The sequence below is a fragment of the Aeromicrobium sp. HA genome (assembly GCF_027171405.1).
In the GTDB taxonomy this organism is placed as follows: domain Bacteria; phylum Actinomycetota; class Actinomycetes; order Propionibacteriales; family Nocardioidaceae; genus Aeromicrobium; species Aeromicrobium tamlense.
In genome coordinates, this window is record NZ_CP114372.1 from 2,582,467 (window position 1) to 2,602,703 (window position 20,237).

Annotated in this window: 21 protein-coding genes; 15 read left to right on the plus strand and 6 right to left on the minus strand. The window is 70.4% G+C overall.

Annotated elements, in window-relative coordinates:
• Positions 1 to 92 precede the first annotated feature (92 nt).
• The 3 genes from O3S82_RS12750 (at position 93) to O3S82_RS12760 (ending at position 2,597) form a co-directional block, all read left to right on the plus strand.
• Entirely contained in the window at positions 93 to 914 is an 822-nt protein-coding gene (locus O3S82_RS12750) for a TIGR04255 family protein (protein WP_269303276.1), read from the plus strand.
• Complete coding sequence (locus tag O3S82_RS12755) at positions 911 to 1,714, plus strand: hypothetical protein (protein WP_269303278.1); 804 nt, start codon at positions 911 to 913, stop codon at positions 1,712 to 1,714. Before O3S82_RS12750 ends, O3S82_RS12755 begins: the two co-directional genes overlap by 4 nt.
• Positions 1,715 to 1,964: 250 nt before the next feature.
• Positions 1,965 to 2,597 carry a hypothetical protein gene (locus tag O3S82_RS12760; RefSeq protein WP_269303280.1) on the plus strand — a complete coding sequence of 211 codons (633 nt, stop codon included), beginning with the start codon at positions 1,965 to 1,967 and terminating at the stop codon, positions 2,595 to 2,597.
• A gap of 129 nt (positions 2,598 to 2,726) precedes the next feature.
• Here O3S82_RS12760 and ychF read toward each other — a convergent pair whose 3' ends face one another.
• On the minus strand, positions 2,727 to 3,815 hold the full coding sequence (gene ychF, locus O3S82_RS12765; RefSeq protein ID WP_179423301.1) for a redox-regulated ATPase YchF: 1,089 nt from the start codon (positions 3,813 to 3,815) through the stop codon (positions 2,727 to 2,729).
• A 111-nt stretch (positions 3,816 to 3,926) separates the two neighbouring features.
• Here ychF and O3S82_RS12770 point away from each other — a divergent pair, with 111 nt between their 5' ends.
• The 3 genes from O3S82_RS12770 to O3S82_RS12780 are packed head-to-tail and all read left to right on the plus strand — an operon-like array spanning position 3,927 to position 6,335.
• Positions 3,927 to 5,216: a lipase family protein gene (locus O3S82_RS12770; RefSeq protein ID WP_269303282.1), complete on the plus strand. Its 1,290-nt coding sequence runs from the start codon at positions 3,927 to 3,929 to the stop codon at positions 5,214 to 5,216.
• Between the two features lie 37 nt (positions 5,217 to 5,253).
• The gene (locus tag O3S82_RS12775) at positions 5,254 to 6,012 is read left to right on the plus strand and encodes a methyltransferase domain-containing protein (protein ID WP_269303284.1); all 759 of its coding nucleotides are present in this window, start codon (positions 5,254 to 5,256) and stop codon (positions 6,010 to 6,012) included.
• Entirely contained in the window at positions 6,000 to 6,335 is a 336-nt protein-coding gene (locus O3S82_RS12780) for an antibiotic biosynthesis monooxygenase family protein (protein ID WP_269303286.1), read from the plus strand. Before O3S82_RS12775 ends, O3S82_RS12780 begins: the two co-directional genes overlap by 13 nt.
• 3 nt (positions 6,336 to 6,338) lie before the next feature.
• On the opposite strand, the gene O3S82_RS12785 is transcribed toward O3S82_RS12780, so the two are convergent.
• A complete protein-coding gene (locus O3S82_RS12785; RefSeq protein WP_218845712.1) occupies positions 6,339 to 6,788 on the minus strand; it encodes a YdeI/OmpD-associated family protein in 450 nt (149 codons plus the stop codon).
• Between the two features lie 179 nt (positions 6,789 to 6,967).
• Between O3S82_RS12785 and O3S82_RS12790 the strand changes: the two genes are divergently transcribed.
• Together O3S82_RS12790 and O3S82_RS12795 are read left to right on the plus strand one after the other, a co-directional pair.
• A complete protein-coding gene (locus O3S82_RS12790; RefSeq protein ID WP_269303288.1) occupies positions 6,968 to 8,044 on the plus strand; it encodes a DNA recombination protein RmuC in 1,077 nt (358 codons plus the stop codon).
• 2 nt (positions 8,045 to 8,046) lie between these two features.
• Complete coding sequence (locus O3S82_RS12795; RefSeq protein ID WP_269303290.1) at positions 8,047 to 8,487, plus strand: DUF6542 domain-containing protein; 441 nt, start codon at positions 8,047 to 8,049, stop codon at positions 8,485 to 8,487.
• Here the strand turns inward: O3S82_RS12795 and O3S82_RS12800 are convergent.
• A complete protein-coding gene (locus tag O3S82_RS12800) occupies positions 8,471 to 8,866 on the minus strand; it encodes a hypothetical protein (RefSeq protein WP_269303292.1) in 396 nt (131 codons plus the stop codon). The genes O3S82_RS12795 and O3S82_RS12800 overlap by 17 nt on opposite strands.
• 168 nt (positions 8,867 to 9,034) lie before the next feature.
• On the opposite strand from O3S82_RS12800, the gene ggt reads away from it, so the two are divergent.
• Positions 9,035 to 10,858 (plus strand): gamma-glutamyltransferase, encoded by a 1,824-nt coding sequence (ggt, locus tag O3S82_RS12805; protein ID WP_269303294.1) that lies wholly within the window; start codon positions 9,035 to 9,037, stop codon positions 10,856 to 10,858.
• An 18-nt stretch (positions 10,859 to 10,876) separates the two neighbouring features.
• Here the strand turns inward: ggt and O3S82_RS12810 are convergent, their stop codons facing one another.
• Positions 10,877 to 11,866, minus strand: a complete 990-nt coding sequence (locus tag O3S82_RS12810) for a 4-hydroxy-3-methylbut-2-enyl diphosphate reductase (RefSeq protein ID WP_179423287.1) — start codon at positions 11,864 to 11,866, stop codon at positions 10,877 to 10,879.
• 64 nt (positions 11,867 to 11,930) lie between these two features.
• Here O3S82_RS12810 and xseA point away from each other — a divergent pair, with 64 nt between their 5' ends.
• Complete coding sequence (xseA, locus tag O3S82_RS12815) at positions 11,931 to 13,154, plus strand: exodeoxyribonuclease VII large subunit (protein WP_269303297.1); 1,224 nt, start codon at positions 11,931 to 11,933, stop codon at positions 13,152 to 13,154.
• Positions 13,147 to 13,371, plus strand: coding sequence for an exodeoxyribonuclease VII small subunit (locus O3S82_RS12820; protein ID WP_269303298.1), 225 nt, complete (start codon positions 13,147 to 13,149; stop codon positions 13,369 to 13,371). Before xseA ends, O3S82_RS12820 begins: the two co-directional genes overlap by 8 nt.
• Here the strand turns inward: O3S82_RS12820 and O3S82_RS12825 are convergent.
• Positions 13,338 to 13,871 (minus strand): DUF4245 domain-containing protein, encoded by a 534-nt coding sequence (locus O3S82_RS12825; RefSeq protein WP_269303300.1) that lies wholly within the window; start codon positions 13,869 to 13,871, stop codon positions 13,338 to 13,340. The two genes, O3S82_RS12820 and O3S82_RS12825, sit on opposite strands and share 34 nt — an antisense overlap.
• A 77-nt stretch (positions 13,872 to 13,948) precedes the next feature.
• Between O3S82_RS12825 and glpX the strand changes: the two genes are divergently transcribed.
• Genes glpX through O3S82_RS12840 form a run of 3 tightly spaced genes read left to right on the plus strand, consistent with a single transcriptional unit; the run spans position 13,949 to position 17,327 of the window.
• Positions 13,949 to 14,956 (plus strand): class II fructose-bisphosphatase, encoded by a 1,008-nt coding sequence (gene glpX / locus O3S82_RS12830; protein WP_179423279.1) that lies wholly within the window; start codon positions 13,949 to 13,951, stop codon positions 14,954 to 14,956.
• Positions 14,957 to 14,960: 4 nt separating this feature from the next.
• The gene (locus O3S82_RS12835; protein ID WP_269303302.1) at positions 14,961 to 15,884 is read left to right on the plus strand and encodes an alpha/beta fold hydrolase; all 924 of its coding nucleotides are present in this window, start codon (positions 14,961 to 14,963) and stop codon (positions 15,882 to 15,884) included.
• Positions 15,885 to 15,932: 48 nt separating this feature from the next.
• Positions 15,933 to 17,327, plus strand: a complete 1,395-nt coding sequence (locus tag O3S82_RS12840) for a class II fumarate hydratase (RefSeq protein WP_269303304.1) — start codon at positions 15,933 to 15,935, stop codon at positions 17,325 to 17,327.
• A 54-nt stretch (positions 17,328 to 17,381) separates the two neighbouring features.
• On the opposite strand, the gene O3S82_RS12845 is transcribed toward O3S82_RS12840, so the two are convergent.
• A complete protein-coding gene (locus O3S82_RS12845) occupies positions 17,382 to 18,689 on the minus strand; it encodes a DUF2079 domain-containing protein (RefSeq protein WP_269303306.1) in 1,308 nt (435 codons plus the stop codon).
• Between the two features lie 111 nt (positions 18,690 to 18,800).
• On the opposite strand from O3S82_RS12845, the gene O3S82_RS12850 reads away from it, so the two are divergent.
• Entirely contained in the window at positions 18,801 to 20,234 is a 1,434-nt protein-coding gene (locus tag O3S82_RS12850) for a CotH kinase family protein (RefSeq protein ID WP_269303308.1), read from the plus strand.
• Positions 20,235 to 20,237: the final 3 nt, after the last annotated feature.

Genomic DNA, 20,237 nt, shown 5'->3' on the forward strand with positions numbered 1-20,237 from the left:
GGAGTAGCAAAGCTTTCGATCCGAGCCAGTTTGGATAAAGTGTCGGCCTTCAGCGATATGCAAGTACTATGCAACTCAAAGGAGGTCTGCCCGTGACCACCAACGCGATTCTCTCCGGCGAACGCTTTGTTCTCGCGCGTCCAACCATCGAGGTAGCCGCAGCCGAATGCCGCCTCACAAGTGGCCTTGCTGCGCTCGAAGAGGACCTCGCCCTGTCATTTCGGGACGCGTTGCGCGATACCGGTCTAGCCTTCAAGGTCATGAAGCCCGCTTCTCGCCAAGAAGTCACAGTCTCCATGTCCACGTCTGGCGGCCAAGCGGTGCAGGGGACGTCCTTACAGGGCTGGACCTTCGAAGACGAATCTGCGCAGATGCAGGTCACTTGGCTCCCTGATGTCCTGCTTGTCCAAACCAACTCCTACACGCATTTCGGGGAGACCCTGAAGCCTGTCTTGACGGCTGCGTTGACTTGGCTGGATGCCAACGCACAGGTTCATCTGCAAACACGTGCCGGCCTGCGCTACGTGAACCGACTCGTAGATGAGGCCGCTACCGTACCGAAGGCGTGGCAAGGGCGAATCCAGGACTGGCTGCTCGGACCAGCTGTCGCTGGGCCGTGGGCCGAGCGCGTCGAACAAGCCCATCAACAGCTCCATCTTCGTAACGATGACACGACAGAAGCCACACTCCGTCATGGCCCATATCGTGATGCCGCTGCGCGCAACGGTTTCAGCTATCTGCTCGACATCGACGTGTTCGACACAGGCACCGAGCCATTCTCCGCGGTCAGTTTGTTGGAGTTGCTAACGCGTCTGAACTACACCGCCGCAACGATCTTTCGTGGGACGCTCACTACCGAGTTCCTTGAGCAGCTTGGCTTTGACGTTGAATCAAACGGGAATGGGGAAAAATGACCGCCACCTTGGTCGCCGCCTCAACCAGTGCGACCGCTGGTGACACCACCGAGCCGCTGCCGTGGGAAACCCCCAACTCCCCACCGGCTTCGACGTACTTGGAGCTCGGTACCGTGTCCAACCCTGCATTGCGCGATGTCCTCGCACATTTTTCCGCGGACGATGAACCCCTTCTCCGCCTCTCGGACACCATCCCCGACGCGGTGGTTCTTCGTCATGCGGTGAGTCGATCGTTCAATCAGAACATCCGAGTATTTATAAGCGGCAGCGTGCCCGTCCTACGTCCGCATCTTCAGGTGTTGCGGTGGCTCGCAACAACGACCGGCGAGTTGTTGCAGACTGCCGAAAATGAAGAATGGTTTGGCTCTAGTCGCAATCTAGTCGACGAGCCCGCGGGCCATCATTCTGAGGCGGCGATGCCTAACGCCGCGAAGGACGTTGTGGAGGTCGTGGGGTGGCTGGCTCTTCAACTCGACGTCCCGGACGGGGACATTCTTCGGGCCGCAAAGATCAAACGCCGCAACTGGCACAACTGGAAGAACGGTCGGAGCCCTCGCCTGGAGACCCAAGGGCAGCTTTGGGCCTTGCTCAACAGCGTCCAAGCACTCAGTGACATGTTCGACAACGTTCCGGGACCTTGGTTCAAGGAAGGAGGCGCTAGGCGACGCGAACTCCTGACTTCTGGGCAGCACCGCAAGCTCGTGCAGGAAGCGCTAACGGAAGCTGCGAGGCGCGGCGAGTTGACGAATGAGTCCAGGCGCAGTCGCAGGCAGAAGTCCGCCGCGGGACACTTCGAGTAAGCCCCTCCCGATGAGCCCTCGTCCCGATCTCGCCCTGCTACATGACCTGATTCCGGATTGGACACCGGAACAGGTCGCCAGCCTTGATGGATGGCGACAAGGTGACCTCCTCGCATGCCCTCCACTGGTCTGGTCGACGACGTCAACGACGCGGGATCCAGTCACAGGTCAGCAGAGTCCAGCAAGCGGATTCGCACCGTGGCCGGGAGTCTTGCCAAAGTACGTCCTCCTCACCACGCAGACCTGTGACGTGTGCGCGAAGGGACCAGGCGCACGGCAGCCGTTCGTCCAGGTCAGCCCGGTTGTGCAAGTTGAGGGTGCCACGACGGATCAGTGGAACGAACTTGTGAACGGGCACATCGTCGACCGGTACGGGTTGACGGGGAAGAAGTTGCGTTCAAAGTGGGCGGTCGACCTTCGGGTGAGCTTTCCGGTGAGTAAGGCCGCACTCCTGACTTCGGAACCCATACGAGGGTTCGCGACTCCAGAGGAGACGGTGGAGTTCGGCGCCCACCTCGCGCAGCGCGCCGGGCGCCCCGCCTTACACGACTTCTTCTTGGACGTAGTCCGCGCCGATATCGACGCTGCTATCAGCGCATCGACGAAAACGGGCACAGGGTGGTGGTCGAAGGTCGAGGAGGTACGGCTCAACATTCGGGGCGACGAGTTGGCACCGAAATCGTTCGGACTGGTCGTCGTCACTTCATCCGTCCTCTTGCCGGAGGAGCATGACAGGTGGATTCAGCTTGGTTCGAGCTTTAAGAAGCGAGCTAAAGGCTGCGGCATGAATGTGGCCACCACCGTCGTCTTGCCCATCGACGAAATGAGCGCGCGCGTGTACCGCGACACCGTCGAACTCAGCGTGCCGAAGCTTCGTCGTTGACTAGAGCCCTGACGGCACGCGGACGAATAGCCCAAGCCCCAACGCTGGCCCGATCGAATCGGGTTTCGTGCGGACCAGATGCGGACAGGAGAGCCTGCAGGGCTGTCTGACCTGCGCAAATGCGGCTGATCAGACGTTGAAGCGGAACTCGACCACGTCGCCGTCGGCCATGACGTAGTCCTTGCCCTCCATGCGGACCTTGCCGGCGGCCTTGGCGTCGTTCATCGAGCCGGCGGCGATCAGGTCGTCGAACGACACGATCTCGGCCTTGATGAAGCCCTTCTGGAAGTCGGTGTGGATGACGCCGGCGGCCTCGGGGGCGGTGGCGCCCTTCTTGATCGTCCAGGCGCGCGCCTCCTTCGGGCCCGCGGTCAGGTAGGTCTGCAGGCCGAGGGTGTCGAAGCCGACGCGGGCCAGCTGGTCCAGGCCCGGCTCCTCGATGCCGAGGTCCGCGAGCATCTCGGCGCGCATCTGCTCGGCCTCCTCGTCGTCGCCCAGCTCGACCAGCTCGGCCTCGCTCTTGGCGTCGAGGAAGACGGCCTCGGCGGGCGCGACGAGCTCGCGCATCTTCGCCTTGAGGTCCTCGTCGTTCAGCTCGTCGGTGTCGCAGTTGAAGACGAACAGGAAGCGCTTCGCGGTGAGCAGGTGCAGGTCGCGCAGCTCGGCCAGGTCGAGGCCCGCATTGAGCACGCCGGTGCCGGCCTCGAGCGCCTCCTTGGCCTTCTTCGCCTCCTCGAACTGCGAGACGAGCGACTTGTCCTTGCGCGACTCCTTCTCGAGGCGCGGCAGGGCCTTCTCGACGGTCTGCAGGTCGGCCAGGACGAGCTCGATCGAGATCGTCTCGATGTCGCTGGCGGGGTTCACGTCGCCGTCGACGTGCGTGACGTCCTCGTCGCGGAACACGCGGGTCACCTGGCAGATCGCGTCGGAGTCGCGGATGTGCGAGAGGAACTTGTTGCCCATGCCCTCGCCCTCGGACGCGCCGCGCACGATGCCGGCGATGTCCACGAACTCGACGGTGGCGGGCAGGATGCGCTCGGAGCCGAAGATCTCGGCCAGCTTCTCCAGCCGCGGATCGGGCACGCCGACGACGCCGACGTTGGGCTCGATCGTCGCGAACGGGTAGTTCGCCGCGAGGACGTCGTTCTTGGTCAGGGCGTTGAAGAGCGTCGACTTGCCGGCGTTGGGAAGTCCGACGATTCCGATGGTGAGGGCCACGGGGAACCAGCCTACTGCCGCGTGCCCACGACCAGGGAATCCCCATGTCGCGCAGGTGTAACTCCGTGATACCTTTCGCGTGACCAGCGTCACATCACTTGGGAGTACCCCGTGTTCCGATCCGCTCGATTCCTCGTCACCGCGGCCGCCGGCGCCCTGATCGCCGGCCTCGTCGCGGCCCCGCAGGCGGCCAATGCCGCGCCCACGTTCTACGACCCGCCCGCCGACCTCCCCTCCGGCAAGGGCACGGTGATCCGCACCGAGCCGATGAAGCTCGCGCTGACGCTCAACGGCCTCTACCTGCCCGGCAAGGCCACCCGCATCATGTACACGTCCACCGACGCGGCCGGCGAGCCCGCGGCCGTCAGCGGCGCCTACATCGAGCCGACGAAGAAGTGGACCGGCACGGGTCCGCGCCCGCTGGTCGCGGTCGCCGCCGGCACCCAGGGCCAGGGCGACGCCTGTGCCCCCTCCAAGTCCCTCGAGACCTTCCTCAACGTCGAGGGCGACGAGTTCGGCATCGGCTACGAGATCCCGAGCATCCATGACTTCCTCAACCGCGGCATGGCCGTCGTGCTCACCGACTACATCGGCCTGGGCACCACCGACCGCGTCCACACGTACACGAACCGCCTCGACATGGGCCAGGCGCTGCTCGACGCCGCCCGTGCCGCGCTGCAGCTCCCCGACACCTCGGTCACCACCGCGTCGCCCATCGGCCTCTACGGCTACTCCCAGGGCGGCGGCGCGGCGGGCTCGGCGGCCGAGCTGGCTCCCTCTTACGCCCCCGAGCTGAACCTCAAGGGCGCCTACGCCGGCGCTCCCCCGGCCAACCTCGTCGAGGTGCTGAAGTCCGCCGACGGCACCGACCTCACCGGCGTCATCGCCTACGCGATCAACGGCATCACGCCGTACTTCCCCGAGCTGCAGAGCGCCCTCGACACGCTCGCCACGCCCGCCGGCAAGGAGGCGCTGGAGAAGGTCAAGACGCAGTGCATCGGCGGCACGCTGTTCTCGTACGGCTTCCAGAAGACGTCGAAGTGGACCACCAACGGCAAGTCGCTCTACGACATCGTCAAGAACGACGCCGCCCTGCGCGCCCCCGTCGACGCCCAGCGCATCGGCCGGCTCAAGCCGAACGTGCCCGTCCAGGTCCTCACCGGCACGAAGGACGACATCGTCGACCACGCGCAGGCCAAGCAGCTGGCCAAGGACTGGTGCGCCCAGGGCGTCAACGTCACGTACACGCCCGTCGTGCAGCTGGTCGGCACTGGCGGCACCGCGCTGAACCACCTCGGTCCGGCGATCACGCGCCTCGGCCAGACCCACGACTGGCTGGCGGATCGCCTCACGGGCAAGGCCGTGAAGTCGAACTGCAGCTCGCTGTGGCTGCTGCCCTGACGGGCGTCCGATGACGTGGCCGGGCGATGATCGAGTCGTGGAGAGCGACCCGATCGTCGCCCGGCTGCGTGCTTCCGGGTGCGTGTTCGCCGAGCGCGAGGCTGCGTTCGTGCGCCGTCACCTGATCGACCCCGGCGACGTCGAGCGCGCGGTGACCGCCCGTGCCTCGGGCGTGCCGCTCGAGCAGGCGGTCGGCGTGGCCGAGTTCGGCGGCGTCACGGTCGCCGTCGCCGAGGGAGTGTTCGTGCCACGTCGTCGCGCCGAGGCGATCCCGGTGGTCGCTGCGGCGTCGCGTCCCGACGCGCGCGTCGTGGTCGACCTCGGGTGCGGGTCGGGGGCGCTGGCCGCGTCGATGACGCGCCACCTGCCCCGCGCGCGCGTGCACGCCGTCGACCTCGATCCGGTCTCGGTGGTGGTCGCCCGCGCGAACGGCCGGCGGTTCGGCTTCACGGCCCATCACGGCTCGTGGTGGAGCGGTCTGCCCCGCGGCCTGCGCGGCCGGGTCGACCTGGCGGTCGGCTACCTGCCCCACGTCCCCAGCACCAAGGTCGACGGCATCCACCCCGACTTCCGCGCGCACGAGCCGCGCTCCAGCGTCGACGGCGGCCGCGACGGCCTCGACCACCTGCGCGCCGTCGTCTCCCCGATGGCCGAGTGGCTGGCGCCCGGCGGCGCCTTCGTCACCCTGCTCTCGGCCGAGCAGGCCGCGCACGTCCCTGCCCGCATCGCGTGGCAGGACGAGGACGACTCCGTGATCGTCCTCGATCGGGCCGCAGTGGCAGCATGGCTGTCGTGACCGTCATCAAGATCAACGCCATCACCGTTCCGAAGGACTCCGGCGACGAGCTGGCCCACCGCTTCGCCAAGCGCGCCGGCGCCGTCGACGGACAGGAGGGCTTCGAGGGCTTCGAGCTGCTCAAGCCCACCGACGACCGCGAGCAGTGGCTCGTCGTCACCCGCTGGCGCGACGAGGAGTCGTTCCAGGCGTGGCTGAGCTCGCCCGCCTTCGGGCACGGCCACCGCTCGGAGTCCGAGCGCGCCGGCGGCGAGGCGCCCAAGCCCGTCTCCACCCACAGCGAGGTCTGGGGCTACGAGGTCGCCGACCTCACGCGCGACTGACCCTCACGACCCGCGCAGGGCGTCGAGGACCTTCTGGACCCGCCGCTCGCGCGTGTCGTCCTTCTTCGCCTCGGCCACCGAGCGGGCGTGCTCCTTGCGGTGCGAGTAGGCCAGCGCGTCGAACGCCTCCCGCAGGCCCGCCGCGTCGAGCGCCGTCGCCAGCGCATCGGGGACGTCCACCTCGCGCGGCGCGTCGTCGAGCTCGATCCGCACGTCGACCTCGTCGCCGATCTCGACCCCGAGCGCCTCGCGCTTCGCCTTGCTGAGCCCGATCAGGTTCTCGTCGCCCATCCGCGCGAGCCGGGCGGGCTCGGTGACCGAGCCGATCGTGATCCGCACGGGGAACGAGCGGCCCGCGCCGAACGACTCGACCTGCTCGTCGGTGAGGACCACGGCCGCCGCCGGGCCGCGCGGCTCGAGGGTCGTGCTGATCGCGAGGGTCATCTTGGGCATGGTGCCTCCTGGGTGCGCGTGACCCGATCGTTCCGCCGGGGCGGCACCCTGTCCACCCTGTCGGACGGATCTTGGTACCACGATGTCGCTGGGACGACCACACGGTCGAAAGATCCGTGCATCTCCGGCGCGCACCGCCTCGGACCAGAACTGTCCGACCCCGACACCACCATGGCCGCATGGCCACCTTCCCCAGCCTGACCGTCCTGCTGCTGCTCCTGCTCGTCGCCGGCCTGGCCGGCGCGCTCGGCTACCTGCTGGGCGTCCGCGCCCGGCCCGCGTCGGCCCACGACGTCGAGGTCGCCACCGCCGCCACCTCGCGCGCCGTCGCGCCCGTGCGCGAGAGCCTCGACCGCTTCGACAACCGCCTGCGCGACCTCGAGTCCAGCCGCATCGAGTGGCACGCGCAGCTCCGCGAGCAGGTCGAGTCCGTACGTCTCACGGGTGAGGCGCTGCGCCGTGAGACCGCCTCGCTGTCCACCGCGCTGCGCCGTCCCGAAGTGCGCGGCCGGTGGGGCGAGATGCACCTGCGCCGCACCGCCGAGCTGGCGGGCATGACCGAGCACTGCGACTTCGACCTGCAGGTCAGCACCGACGACGGGCGGCTGCGTCCCGACATGGTCGTGCGGCTGGTCGGCGGCCGCGACATCGTGGTCGACGCGAAGGTGCCGCTCGACGCCTTCCTCGACGCCACCGCCACCGACGACGCCGACGTCCGCGAGGCCCACCTCGACCGCCACGCCCGCCAGCTGCGCGGCCACGTCGACCAGCTCGCGGCGAAGTCCTACTGGCGCCAGTTCGACGCCGCGCCGCAGTTCGTCGTGCTGTTCGTGCCCGGCGAGTCCTTCCTCTCCGCGGCGCTCGAGGCCGACACCGCCCTGCTCGAGCACGCCGCCGAGCGGCAGGTCGTGCTGGCCTCCCCCACCACGCTCGTGGCGCTGCTGCGCACGGTCGCCCTGGCATGGACGCAGGAGTCGATCGCCGACAACGCCCGCGAGATCCACCGCGTCGCGCGCGAGCTCTACGAACGACTCGGCACCGTGGCCGGGCACGTCGACCGCCTCGGCGCCTCGCTCGAGCGGGCCGTCCGGTCCTACAACGACGCGGTCGCGTCGGTGGAGTCCCGCCTGCTCGTCAGCGCGCGGAGGCTGCACGACCTCAAGGTCGACGACCAGCCGCCGTTCCATCCGCGTGTGATCGAGGCGACACCCCGCGTCATGACCGCGCCCGAGCTGCTCGATGAACTAACGTCATGAGCATGAGCTCGCCGGCAGCCGGCGCCGTCATGGCCCTGGCCAGGACCCCGGCCGTGGCGTCCAGGTACGACCTGACGCCACGTGCGACCGTGGCGTGCTCCGCCCTCACCCTCGCCGCCGTCACCGGGCTCGACCTCATCGACGGTCGGCTGGGCGTGGCCTTCGCGGTCGGCTTCGTGCTCGTCGTGCTCACGGCCGCCACCGCGGTGCAGGAGCGCGGGCTGTTCACCGTCGGCGTCATGCCGCCCGTGCTGCTCGTCGGGTCGCTGCTCCTGTTGGCGTGGCAGGTGCCCGAGGCCATCGTCGTCGAGGGGCTGCCCGCCGACACCGGCCTGTTCGGCCGCACCCTCACCGCCACGATCGCCCACGGCGTGCCCCTGCTGATCGGGCACGCGCTCGCGCTCGCGGTGATCGTGGCGCGAATCGTCAGCGTCCGCCGCTGAGACCCGGTCCCGAGGCCTTCGAGGCCACCCACGAGCCCGCCAGCGACAGGCCCACGAAAACCACGACCAGCACGATCGCCGTCGTGACGAGGGTTCCCGTGCGCCCGCCCGCGCCGATCAGCAGCACGCTCGCCACCACCGCGGCGATCGAGGCGACGGCGGCCGTCCAGCGATCGCGCAGCCCGAACCAGCCGTGCGCGACCGCACTGGCCAGCACCGGGAGTCCGGCCATCAGGCCCGTGACCAGCAGCGTCAGGAACATCAGCCCGGCCGAGAAGTCGTCCTGCGAGCCCACCAGCAGCGGGACGTAGAGCAGCACGCCGGCGGCCAGGATCGAGGAGACGACCGAAGTCATGAGCAGGGCCTTGTCGCGGCGCATGGGGTCCTCTGGGGGGTGGTGCGGACGAAGCGACTCCCCCGGCGGAGGCGACGCCCCACACTATCCGACGCCGGCCCGCGCCGCCGGAGCGTGCCGAGGTCGACCCGGTTGCCGGGCGCGCATCCCCGACCTACCGTGACAGGACGACGACTCTTCCGGGGGGAAACCATGATCGTCCGACGTTCCGTCGCCGCCCTGTCCGCTCTGACCCTGGCCGCCGGCGCGGTGGCCCTGCAGTCCCCGGCGCAGGCGCGCGGGGGCGGTCACGACCGGCCGGTCGCCGCCGGCCCCACCGCCTACGGCTACGGCGGAGCGGTCAGCTCCGTCGACCGCGACGCCAGCGAGGTGGGCCTCGCCGTGCTCAGGTCGGGAGGCAACGCGGCCGACGCCGCCGTGGCCACCGCGGCCGCACTGGGCGTCACCGAGCCCTACAGCGCGGGCATCGGCGGAGGCGGCTACTTCATGTTCCGCGACGGTCGCAGCGGACGCGTCACCACGATCGACGGCCGCGAGACCGCTCCCGCGGGCGTCACGCCCCGCACCTTCTACGACGAGGCCACGGGCCAGCCGCGCCCCTTCGCCGACCTCGTCTCCTCGGGCGTCTCGGTGGGCGTGCCCGGCACGGTCGCCACGTGGGACAAGGCGTCGCGCCTGTTCGGCAAGCGCTCGCTGGCACGCAACCTCGCCCCCGCGACGCGGCTCGCCGCCCGTGGCTTCACGGTCGACCAGACGTTCCGCAACCAGACGCTCGACAACAAGACCCGCTTCTCGGCCTTCCCCGACACGGCCGAGCTGTTCCTGCCGAACGGCGACGCGCCCGTCGTCGGGTCGCGCTTCCGCAATCCCGAGCTGGCGCGCACCTACGCCCTGATCGCCCGACGTGGCGCCCAGGCGTTCTACCGTGGCGCACTCGCCGAGGACATCGCCCGCACCGTGCAGGACCCGCCGAAGAGCCCCACGACGACGCTCCCGGTGCCGCCCGGGTCGATGACGACGCGCGACCTGAAGGGCTACGAGGTCCGCCTCCAGAAGCCGACGAAGGTCAGCTACCGCGGCCACGACGTCTACGGCATGGCGCCGTCCTCGTCGGGCGGCATCGCGGTGGGCGAGGCGCTCAACATCCTGGAGAACCACCGCCTCGGCGGTGGCACGCGCACGGCCCAGAGCCTGCACCTCTACCTCGAGGCCTCGGCCCGCGCGTTCGCCGACCGCGCCGCCTACCTCGGCGACCCGGCGTTCGTCGACGTCCCCACCCGCACGCTGCTGAGCCAGCGGTTCGCCGACTCGCGCGACTGCACGATCGACCCGAACCGCGCGTCCACGCGCCCGGTCCCGGCCGGTGCGCTCGACGGCAGCGGCTGCGCCACGGCGGCCTTCGACGAGAAGGCGGACACCGAGAACATCTCGACCACGCACCTGTCCGTCGTGGACAAGTGGGGCAACGCGGTGGCCTACACCCTCACGATCGAGCAGACCGGCGGCTCGGGCATCACCGTCCCCGGTCGCGGGTTCCTGCTCAACAACGAGCTGACCGACTTCAGCACCGTCTACGACGCGAACGACCCGAACCGGATCGAGCCGGGCAAGCGTCCGCGCTCCTCGATGTCGCCGACGATCGTCACGAAGAACGGGCAGGTCCGCTACGTGGTGGGCTCCCCCGGTGGCGCCACGATCATCACCACCGTGCTGCAGATCCTCATGAACCGGATCGACCTCGGGATGACGCTGCCCGAGGCGGTGGCGGCGCCGCGTGCCTCGCAGCGCAACGCGGCGACCACGCCGGCCGAGCCCGACTTCATCGCGCGGTACGAGGACGCGCTGCGCCCGTTCGGCCAGGTGCTGGTGCCCTCGGGCGACACGTTCACGTCGGCCGCCGAGATCGGGGCCGCGGCCACGATCGAGGTGGACCGTCGCGGCTTCATCACCGCCGCGGCCGAGCCGAAGCGCCGTGGCGGTGGCACCGCCCTGGTGGTGAGGCCCGCTCGCCGCTGAGGGCGGGCGGCGGGGCCGTCAGGCCTGCGCGGCGGCCTTGATGTCGCGGCGCAGCTCGGGCGGCAGGGCGAAGATGAGCGACTCGTCGGCCGTGCGGATCGCCTTGGCGTCGCCGATGCCGCGCTCGCCGAGGTAGAGCAGCACGTCCTGGACGAGGTCGTCCGGCACGGAGGCTCCGGACGTGACGCCGACGGTGCTGACGCCCTCGAGCCAGGCCTCGTCGATCTCGCTGATGTCGTCGATGCGGTACGACGCCTTGGCGCCGGCCTCGAGCGCGACCTCGACGAGGCGGACCGAGTTGGACGAGTTCGCCGAGCCGACGACGATCACGAGGTCGGCGTCCTTGGCGATCTCCTTGACCGCGACCTGGCGGTTCTGGGTGGCGTAGCAGATGTCGTCGCTGGGCGGGTCCTCCAGCTGCGGGAACTTCTCGCGGAGCCGGCGCACCGTCTCCATCGTCTCGTCGACGCTCAGGGTGGTCTGGCTCAGCCAGCTCAGCCGGGTGCCCTCGGGGAACTCGAGGGCGGCGACGTCGTCGGGGTGCTCCACGAGGGTGATGTGCTCGGGGGCCTCGCCCGCCGTGCCCTCGACCTCCTCGTGACCGGCGTGGCCGATCAGCAGGATGCGGTAGTCGTCGGCGGCGAAGCGGCGCGCCTCGTGGTGCACCTTGGTCACCAGCGGGCAGGTCGCGTCGATCGTCTTCAGGCTGCGCTCGGCGGCCTCGGCGTGCACCGCCGGCGAGACGCCGTGGGCGCTGAACACGACGGTGGCGCCGTGCGGGACCTCGTCGAGCTCCTCCACGAAGATCGCACCGCGCGCCGCGAGATCGTTGACCACGTGCTTGTTGTGCACGATCTGCTTGCGGACGTAGACGGGGGCGCCGTAGAGGTCGAGCGCCTTCTCGACGGTGATGACGGCCCGGTCGACGCCGGCGCAGTAGCCGCGCGGGTCGGCGAGGAGGACCTGGCCCGAGGTTCCGGGCATGCCGAGATCGACCTGAGTGGACATGGCACCAGCCTACCGACCCGGCGATGAGGACCGCAGCGTCGGCGCCGCCTCATAGGGTGGGCGCATGGCCCTGGAGACGAGCGCGGACAAGCCCGCGCCCCTGCGCTCCGTCTCGCTCGCGCTGCAGGGCTGGATCGCGCGCCTCGGCGCGGTGTGGGTCGAGGCCGAGGTCGTGCAGCCGAAGCTGAGCGGCAACACGTACTACCTCACCCTGCGCGACCTCACCGCCACGATGAGCGTCAGCGCCACCGCGTTCCGCGGCGTGGTCGAGTCCAGCGCCAGTCCCATCACCGACGGCACCCGCGTGATCGTGCACGCGAAGCCCGAGTTCTACTCGCCGAACGGCCGCCTGTCGCTGCGCCTGCTCGAGATCCGTCCCACGGGCGAGGGCGAGCTGCTCGCCCAGCTCGAGCGCCGTCGCCAGCTGCTCGCCGCCGAGGGCCTGTTCGAGGCGCGCTGGAAGCGACCGCTGCCGCTGCTGCCCACCTCGATCGGCCTCATCACCGGCAAGGGCTCGGCGGCCGAGCGCGACGTCCTGGAGAACGTCCGCGACCGCTGGCCGGGCGCCGCGATCGAGGTCCGCCACGCGCTGATGCAGGGCTCGCAGTCGGCGATGGCCGTCATCGCGGCGCTTCGCGAGCTCGACGCCGCGGCCCACGTCGACGTCATCGTCATCGCCCGCGGCGGCGGCTCGATGGAGGACCTCCTGCCGTTCTCCGACGAGGCGCTCGTGCGCGCCGTCCACGGCGCCACCACCCCCGTCATCAGCGCGATCGGCCACGAGCCCGACGTGCCGCTGCTCGACCTCGTCGCCGACCTGCGCGCCTCCACGCCCACCGACGCGGCCAAGCGCGTCGTGCCCCACGTGGGCGACGAGCTGACCGGGCTCGCCGGGGCCCGCGAGCGCGCGCGCCAGGCGATCGCCGCCCAGCTGCACCGCGAGCAGGCGGGGCTCGACGCCCTCCGCAGCCGCCCAGTCCTGCGCTCCCCCGCCGCCTTCGTCGACACCCAGCAGGAGGTCGTCTCGGCCCAGCGCGAACGGGCCCGGCTGGCCATGCGAGCCCGGCTGGCCCGCGCCCACGACGAGGTCGGCCACCACCTGGCGCGCGTGCGCGCCCTGTCGCCGCTGGCCACGATGCAGCGCGGCTACGCCGTCGCCCTCGATCCCGAGGGCCGCGCGGTCACGTCCGTCGGCACGATCGCCACCGGCGACGACCTCGTCCTCCACCTCACCGACGGCCTCGCCACCGTCCGCGTCACCGACCTGCAGGAGCATCCCCATGAGTGAACTGCCCGACCCGTCCGAGCTCTCCTACGAGCAGGCGCGCGACGAGCTCGTCTCGATCGTGCAGCGCCTCGAGACCGGCGGCACCACTCTCGAGGAGTCGCTCGCCCTGTGGGAGCGCGGCGAGGCCCTCGCCGAGGCGTGCCAGCGGTGGCTCGACGGGGCGCGGGCCCGGGTGGATCCCGCTCAGGACGCGAACGGCTCCAGCGACGCGACGTAGTCCTCCACCACGGCGCGCTGCGCGCTGCTGGTGACCACGACGATCTCGGACTCCACGGCGCGACCGAGCGTGGTGTCGCCGTCGGGTCCCTTGAACACCTGCCACGTGACGCCGTTGATCTCGACCTCGCCGTCGGGCTCGCTGCCCTCGGCACGATCCTGGACGAGCTTGGTCAGCTCGTCGGCCGCGGCGGTGCGCTGGGTGAGGCCCACGTACTGGTTCACGTCGGTCACCACGTTGAGCTGCCAGCGGTCGTCGATGAGCTCGGCCCGCGTGGCGCGCCAGCCCTCGGGCAGCTCGGTGGGCACGAGCGGCACGAAACCGGCGCGCACCTCCACGCCGCTCGCGGCGGTGCGCCAGTCGACGTCGGCGGTGGGCTGGTCGGGCGTCTGCGTGAAGAGCTTGCCGAACAGGAAGATCGCCAGCACGACGCCGCCCAGCACCAGGACCGAGCGCAGCACGTCGCCCATCGCCGGAACGCCTCGTGAGTACCCGCTCATCCTGCTCCTGTCCGCGCCTGCGGCGACCGTTCGGTCGCCTCGGCCAGCCTAGCCTTCCGGCCCGATAGGCTGTGCGCGTGGACGCACTGAAGCCCGCCGAGGCCGCCCCTGATCGCAACCTCGCCCTGGACCTCGTCCGGGTGACCGAAGCGGGGGCCATGGCCGCCGGCCGCTGGGTCGGACGGGGCGACAAGAACGGCGCCGACGGCGTCGCGGTCAACGCGATGCGCTCGATGATCAACACCGTCTCGATGGACGGCGTCGTGGTCATCGGCGAGGGCGAGAAGGACGACGCCCCGATGCTCTACAACGGCGAGCGCGTCGGCGACGGCACCGGTCCCGAGTGCGACGTCGCGGTCGACCCGATCGACGGCACGACCCTCACGGCCAAGAGCCTCCCCAACGCGATCTCGGTCATGGCGGTCGCGCCGCGGGGCTCGATGTACGACCCGTCGGCCGTGTTCTACATGGAGAAGCTCATCGCGGGCCCCGAGGCCGCCGGCAAGGTCGACATCCGCCTCCCCGCCTCGGAGAACATCGCGATCGTCGCCAAGGCCAAGGGCCTCGACGTCGAGGACGTCACGGTGTGCGTGCTCGACCGCCCCCGCCACGACGCGCTGGTCCAGGAGATCCGCGAGACCGGCGCCCGCATCAAGTTCATCGCCGACGGCGACATCGCCGGCGGCATCACCGCGGCCCGTCCCGACTCCGGCGTCGACCTGCTGCTCGGCATCGGCGGAACGCCCGAGGGCATCATCACCGCCGTCGCGATGAAGTGCCTGGGCGGCGTCATCCAGGGCCGCCTCACCCCCACCGACGACGAGGAGCGCCAGCGCGCCATCGACGCCGGCCACGACCTCGACCGCATCCTCACGACCGAGGACCTCGTCACCTCCGACGACTGCTTCTTCGTCGCCACGGGCATCACCTCGGGCAACCTGCTCCGGGGCGTCCGCTACGGCGCCGGCAGCGCCACCACCGAGTCGATCGTCATGCGCTCGCGCTCGGGCACGATCCGCACGATCCGCAGCGAGCACCGCCTGCACAAGCTCGCGGCGTTCTCCTCCATCGACTACGAGCACTGAGCCGATGGGTCCCGGGCAGGCCGGCGAGGAGACCGTCGCGGTCTCCGACGAGCTGTTCGCGCACCTGCCCAACGGGCTCGACCTGTGCCACCAGACGTTCGGCGACCCGCGTGACGAGCCCGTCCTGCTGGTGATGGGCCTCGGCGGCCCGATGACCTGGTGGCCCGAGGACTTCTGCGCGCGACTGGCGCGCCGCGGCTTCCACGTGATCCGGTTCGACAACCGCGACACGGGTCGCTCGACGAAGCTGCGGCACCACCCGGTCACGCGGGCCGACGTCATCAAGGCGTACCTCGGCCGCGGCACGGCGCCCTACGGTCTCGACGACCTCGCCGATGACGCCGCGGCGCTGCTCGACCACCTGGGCATCGAGTCCGCCCACGTCGTCGGGGTGTCGATGGGCGGCATGATCGCGCAGACCCTCGCGGTCGACCACGCCGACCGCGTCCGCTCGCTGACCTCGATCATGTCCACCACGGGCCGCCGCCGCGTCGGCTGGATCCACCCGCTCGTGATGCGCACGATGCTCGCCCCCGCCGGCCGCACCCGCCCCGAGTACGCCGAGCTCTCGGTCAGGAACAGCAAGGTCGTGGCCTCGCCGGCGTTCCCCACGCCCGACGACGTCGCCTACGCCCGCGCGCTCGAGACCTACGACCGCGGCTGGATCGCCAGCGGCGTCTCGCGCCACATGATGGCCGTGCTGACGCAGCCCGACCGCACCGAGCGACTCGGCGCCGTCACGGTGCCCACCCAGGTGATCCACGGGACGAAGGACCTCCTCGTGCACCGGTCCGGCGGACGGGCCACCGCCGATGCGATCCGTGGCGCCACCCTGCTCGAGATCGCCGGGATGGGGCACGACCTGCCGGCGCAGCTGTACGACACGTTCGTCGACGCGATCGCGGCCACGGCGGCCCGCGCCCGCTGAGCCGACCTCGCACCCGCCTCGCGACCTGCGCCCACTAGGGTGCGAAGCATGACCGACAACACTCAGTGGCGCATCGAGCACGACACCATGGGCGAGGTCAAGGTCCCCGCCGACGCCCTCTACCGCGCCCAGACGCAGCGCGCCGTCGAGAACTTCCCGATCTCCGGCACGCCCATCGAGTCGGCCCAGATCCGCGCCCTCGCGCAGATCAAGGCCGCCTGCGCGACCGCCAACGCCGAGCTCGGCATCCTCGACCAGGCGATGGCCGACGCGATCGTCGCCGCGGCGGACGAGGTCGCCTCCGGCGCCCACGACGCGCACTTCCCGATCGACGTCTTCCAGACGGGCTCGGGCACCTCGAGCAACATGAACACGAACGAGGTCATCGCGACGCTCGCGACGAAGGCGTCGGGCATCGAGGTGCACCCGAACGACCACGTCAACGCCTCGCAGTCGAGCAACGACGTGTTCCCCACCTCGATCCACGTCGCCGCCACCGAGTCGGCCACCACCGTGCTGATCCCGGCCCTCGACCACCTCGCGAAGAGCCTCGAGGCCAAGGCCGCCGAGTTCGCCGAGGTCGTGAAGTCGGGCCGCACCCACCTCATGGACGCCACGCCCGTCACCCTCGGCCAGGAGTTCGCCGGCTACGCCGCGCAGATCCGCCGCGGCATCGAGCGCGTCGAGGCCTCGCTCCCCCGCACCGCCGAGGTCCCCCTCGGCGGCACCGCCGTGGGCACCGGCATCAACACGCCGAAGGGCTTTCCGCAGCGCGTCATCGAGATCCTCGCCGAGCGCACCGGCCTGCCGCTGACCGAGGCACGCGACCACTTCGAGGCGCAGGGCGCCCGCGACGGCCTGGTCGAGATGTCGGGCCAGCTCCGCACGATCGCGGTGAGCCTGGTCAAGATCAACAACGACCTGCGCTGGATGGGCTCGGGCCCGCGCACCGGCCTGGGCGAGATCCACCTGCCCGACCTGCAGCCCGGCTCGAGCATCATGCCCGGCAAGGTCAACCCGGTGCTTCCCGAGGCCACGCTCATGGTGTGTGCCCAGGTCATCGGCAACGATGCCGCGATCGCCTTCGCCGGCGCCTCGGGCTCGTTCGAGCTCAACGTCATGCTGCCGGTCATCGGCCGCAACATCCTCGAGTCGATGCGCCTGCTGGCGAACGCTTCCACCACGCTGGCCGACCGCTGCATCGACGGCATCACCGCCGACGTGGAGCGCTGCCTCGAGCTGGCCGAGTCGAGCCCGTCGGTCGTGACGCCGCTCAACCGCCACATCGGCTACGAGAACGCCGCCGCGATCGCGAAGAAGTCGGTCAAGGAGCGCAAGACGATCCGCCAGGTCGTCATCGAGGAGGGCTACGTGGAGCGGGGCGACATCAGCGAGGCCGACCTCGACGCCGCGCTCGACGTCATGAACATGACCCACCCCTGAGGCTGGGCTTCGCTCGGACGCCGCTCGCCCCTCGGGGCGGGCGGCGTCCGTCGTTCAGCCGACCTTGCGGGCGACCACGTAGTTGTCGCGGTCGAAGACGATCTCGTACGAGGCGCCGTGCTCGGCCCCGTGCTGGACGGGGTCGGTCTGCGTCAGCTGACGGTCGAAGATGATGTAGTCGGGCACGACGTCGCCGATCGTCCCGATCCAGTAGGCGTCGTCGTGGCTGCCGGTGAGGTACTTCAGCACCGCGATGTCGGTCTCGACGACGGCGTCCTCGGGAATCGTCCCGATCGCCTCCTGCATCGCCTCCCGCCGGGGCGACGCCTCCCAGGTCTCGGGCTCGAGCAGCTTCACGACCGGACCGCCGGCCAGCAGGTAGCCGCCCACGGCGGCGCCCAGCACGACGCCCGGCCACTCGAGCCGTGGCCGCCTGCCGATCGCGTCGATCATCGCCACGAAGACGATCGGCATGATGACGATCGAGTAGTGCCAGTCGGTGCCCCAGTAGTACTCGACGTCGCCGAGGAATCGCCACAGGAAGGTGGGCGCGGCCACCACGGCCCACGGCGACCAGAGCGCCGCGAAGCCCGTGACCCCGAAGGTGAGCAGCAGGGTGAGCAGCTTGCGGTCGGCCTCGGTGGTCAGCGTCTCCCACATCCCGACCTCGCCGCCGAGGTTGCCCGTGTAGTCGTACCCGCCCCCGGTGTTGAACGCCGGGATGACGACCCACACGACGAGGACGAGCGCGACGGCTCCGACGATCGCCAGGATCAGTCCGCGGCGACGCTCCCCGACCAGCCACAGGGCCACCCCGACCGCGGCGACCGTGACGCCCATGTCCTCCTTGACCAGCAGCAGCGGCAGCGACCACCAGACGACGGCGGCGTACCGCTGCTCGACGAACGCCACGCCCGCCATCGCCAGGATCGGGACCGCGAAGGCGACCTCGTGGAAGTCGGCGACGACGGCGTTGCCGAAGCCGAAGGCGAGGCCGTACATGACCGCTATCGTCCAGCCGACGCGCGCGCCGAGCCGATCGACGGCCAGGCGGGTCACCGGCACGACCGACAGGCCGATGAGCAGCCCCTGGGCCACCAGCAGCGTCTGGCCGTACGGGAACAGCCAGTACGCGGGCGCCAGCAGCGCGTCGATCGGCGAGAAGTGGTCGCCGAGGATGTTGTAGCCGGGACCCTTCACGGGCACGATCGGCGCCTCGAACCGCGAGTAGGCCTTGACGGCCTGCTCGAAGATCGCGTTGTCCCACGAGTTCACGGTCAGCCGCCGCCACGACAGCACGGAGACGAGGCTGTAGAGCAGCCCGACGACCGCACCCCAGGCCCAAGGCATCCAACGGTTCACGCTCGACACCGTACCCGGCGGTAACCCTCGGTTGCGGGTCGTCGGCGCGTCGTCTCGCCGTGGCGGTGCCGGGCCGGGCTGGTGGGAGTGGTGGGACGTAGGGTTTCGTCCATGAGCAGGACTCGGGCGGTCTCGGTGGCAGTGGTGTCCCTCGCGCTGCTGGGGCTGATGGCGCTCGTGATCGCGGTCAACCTGCGCTCCGCTCCAGACGCCGACGGCGCGAACGAGCCCTCCACGTCCGCGACCGTGCAGCCGGAGGTCGAGGTCGACGGCGTCGCCACCGTGCGGCTCACAGTGCCGACCGACGACTTCGCGACCGAGCCGGCCGCACCGTGCCACGACCTCGTCACGAGCGTCACGGACCCCACCGACGTCGAGCTCGCGATCACGGCGCCCGGGCACGAGCGCCAGGAGCTCTCCGCCGCCGTCTCCGTGACCGAGACGGCGAATCCCTTCAACAGCCTCAAGCGCCCCTACGACCTCGAGCTCTCCGAGGTCGCCTCCGTCCTGGGCCTGCCCGCCTCGCGCGACTGGGTCCTCCTGGACGAGTTCGCCGACCGGTCGCTGCTGCGCAGCGCCACCGCGATGGAGATCGCCCGCCGGATCGGTCTCGACTGGGTGCCGCGGCTCGTGCCGGCGAACCTCGAGATCAACGGCACCGCGTGCGGCCTGTACCTGCTCGGCGAGCGCCCCACCGTCCAGGACGGTCGCGTCGAGATCGCCGCCGACGACGAGCTGCTGCTGGCCGACGCCCGCGACCTCGCGGACCGGCCCCGGTTCCGCACCGAGCGGGGCCTGCGCGTGTACCTCGACGAGGGCTCCGCAGCCGACCGCCAGGAGGTCGCCGCGCGCTTCCAGGAGATCGAGGACCTCCTGTACGACCCGGCGTTCCCGGACAACGGCTACCGCGACCGGCTCGACCTCGACTCGTTCGCCAACTGGTACCTCGTGAACGAGCTGACCAAGAACCTGGGCAGCCCCCTGCAGGACGACGTCCACTTCGTGCTGCGCGGCGACGACACCCTCGCGATGGGACCGCCGTGGGACTTCACCGCCTCGCAGGGCAACCGCAAGAACGGCTCCTGGCGCCTCGACCATCCGAAGGGCTGGTGGCTGCAGCGGTCCTGGTACGGGATCAGCGACGACCCCGCGTGGCGGCGCGCCTTCTCCCCCACGCAGGTGTGGAACCAGCGGCAGGGCCACTACTACAACGTGCTGATGTCCGATCCGGAGTTCGCGGAGCGCGTGGCGCAGCGGTGGAGCGAGGTGTCCGAAGACCTCGGCACGATCGGCGACTTCGTCGACGAGCGGGCCGCCGTGATCGAGGACGACGCGGTGGACAACTTCAGCCCACCCGAGGTCGACGGTCCCGGACTGCCGATCGCGGCGAGCCCCCTCGACAGCGACCCCGAGACGTTCGTCTTCGCCAACGAGGACCCCGCGGTGGAGCCCGGCGAGGGCTGGCGGAACGAGGTCGACCTGCTGCACCGGTGGCTGGAGCGCCGCGTCGCGTGGCTCGACGGAGAGCTGCTCGAGCAGGGCTGACCC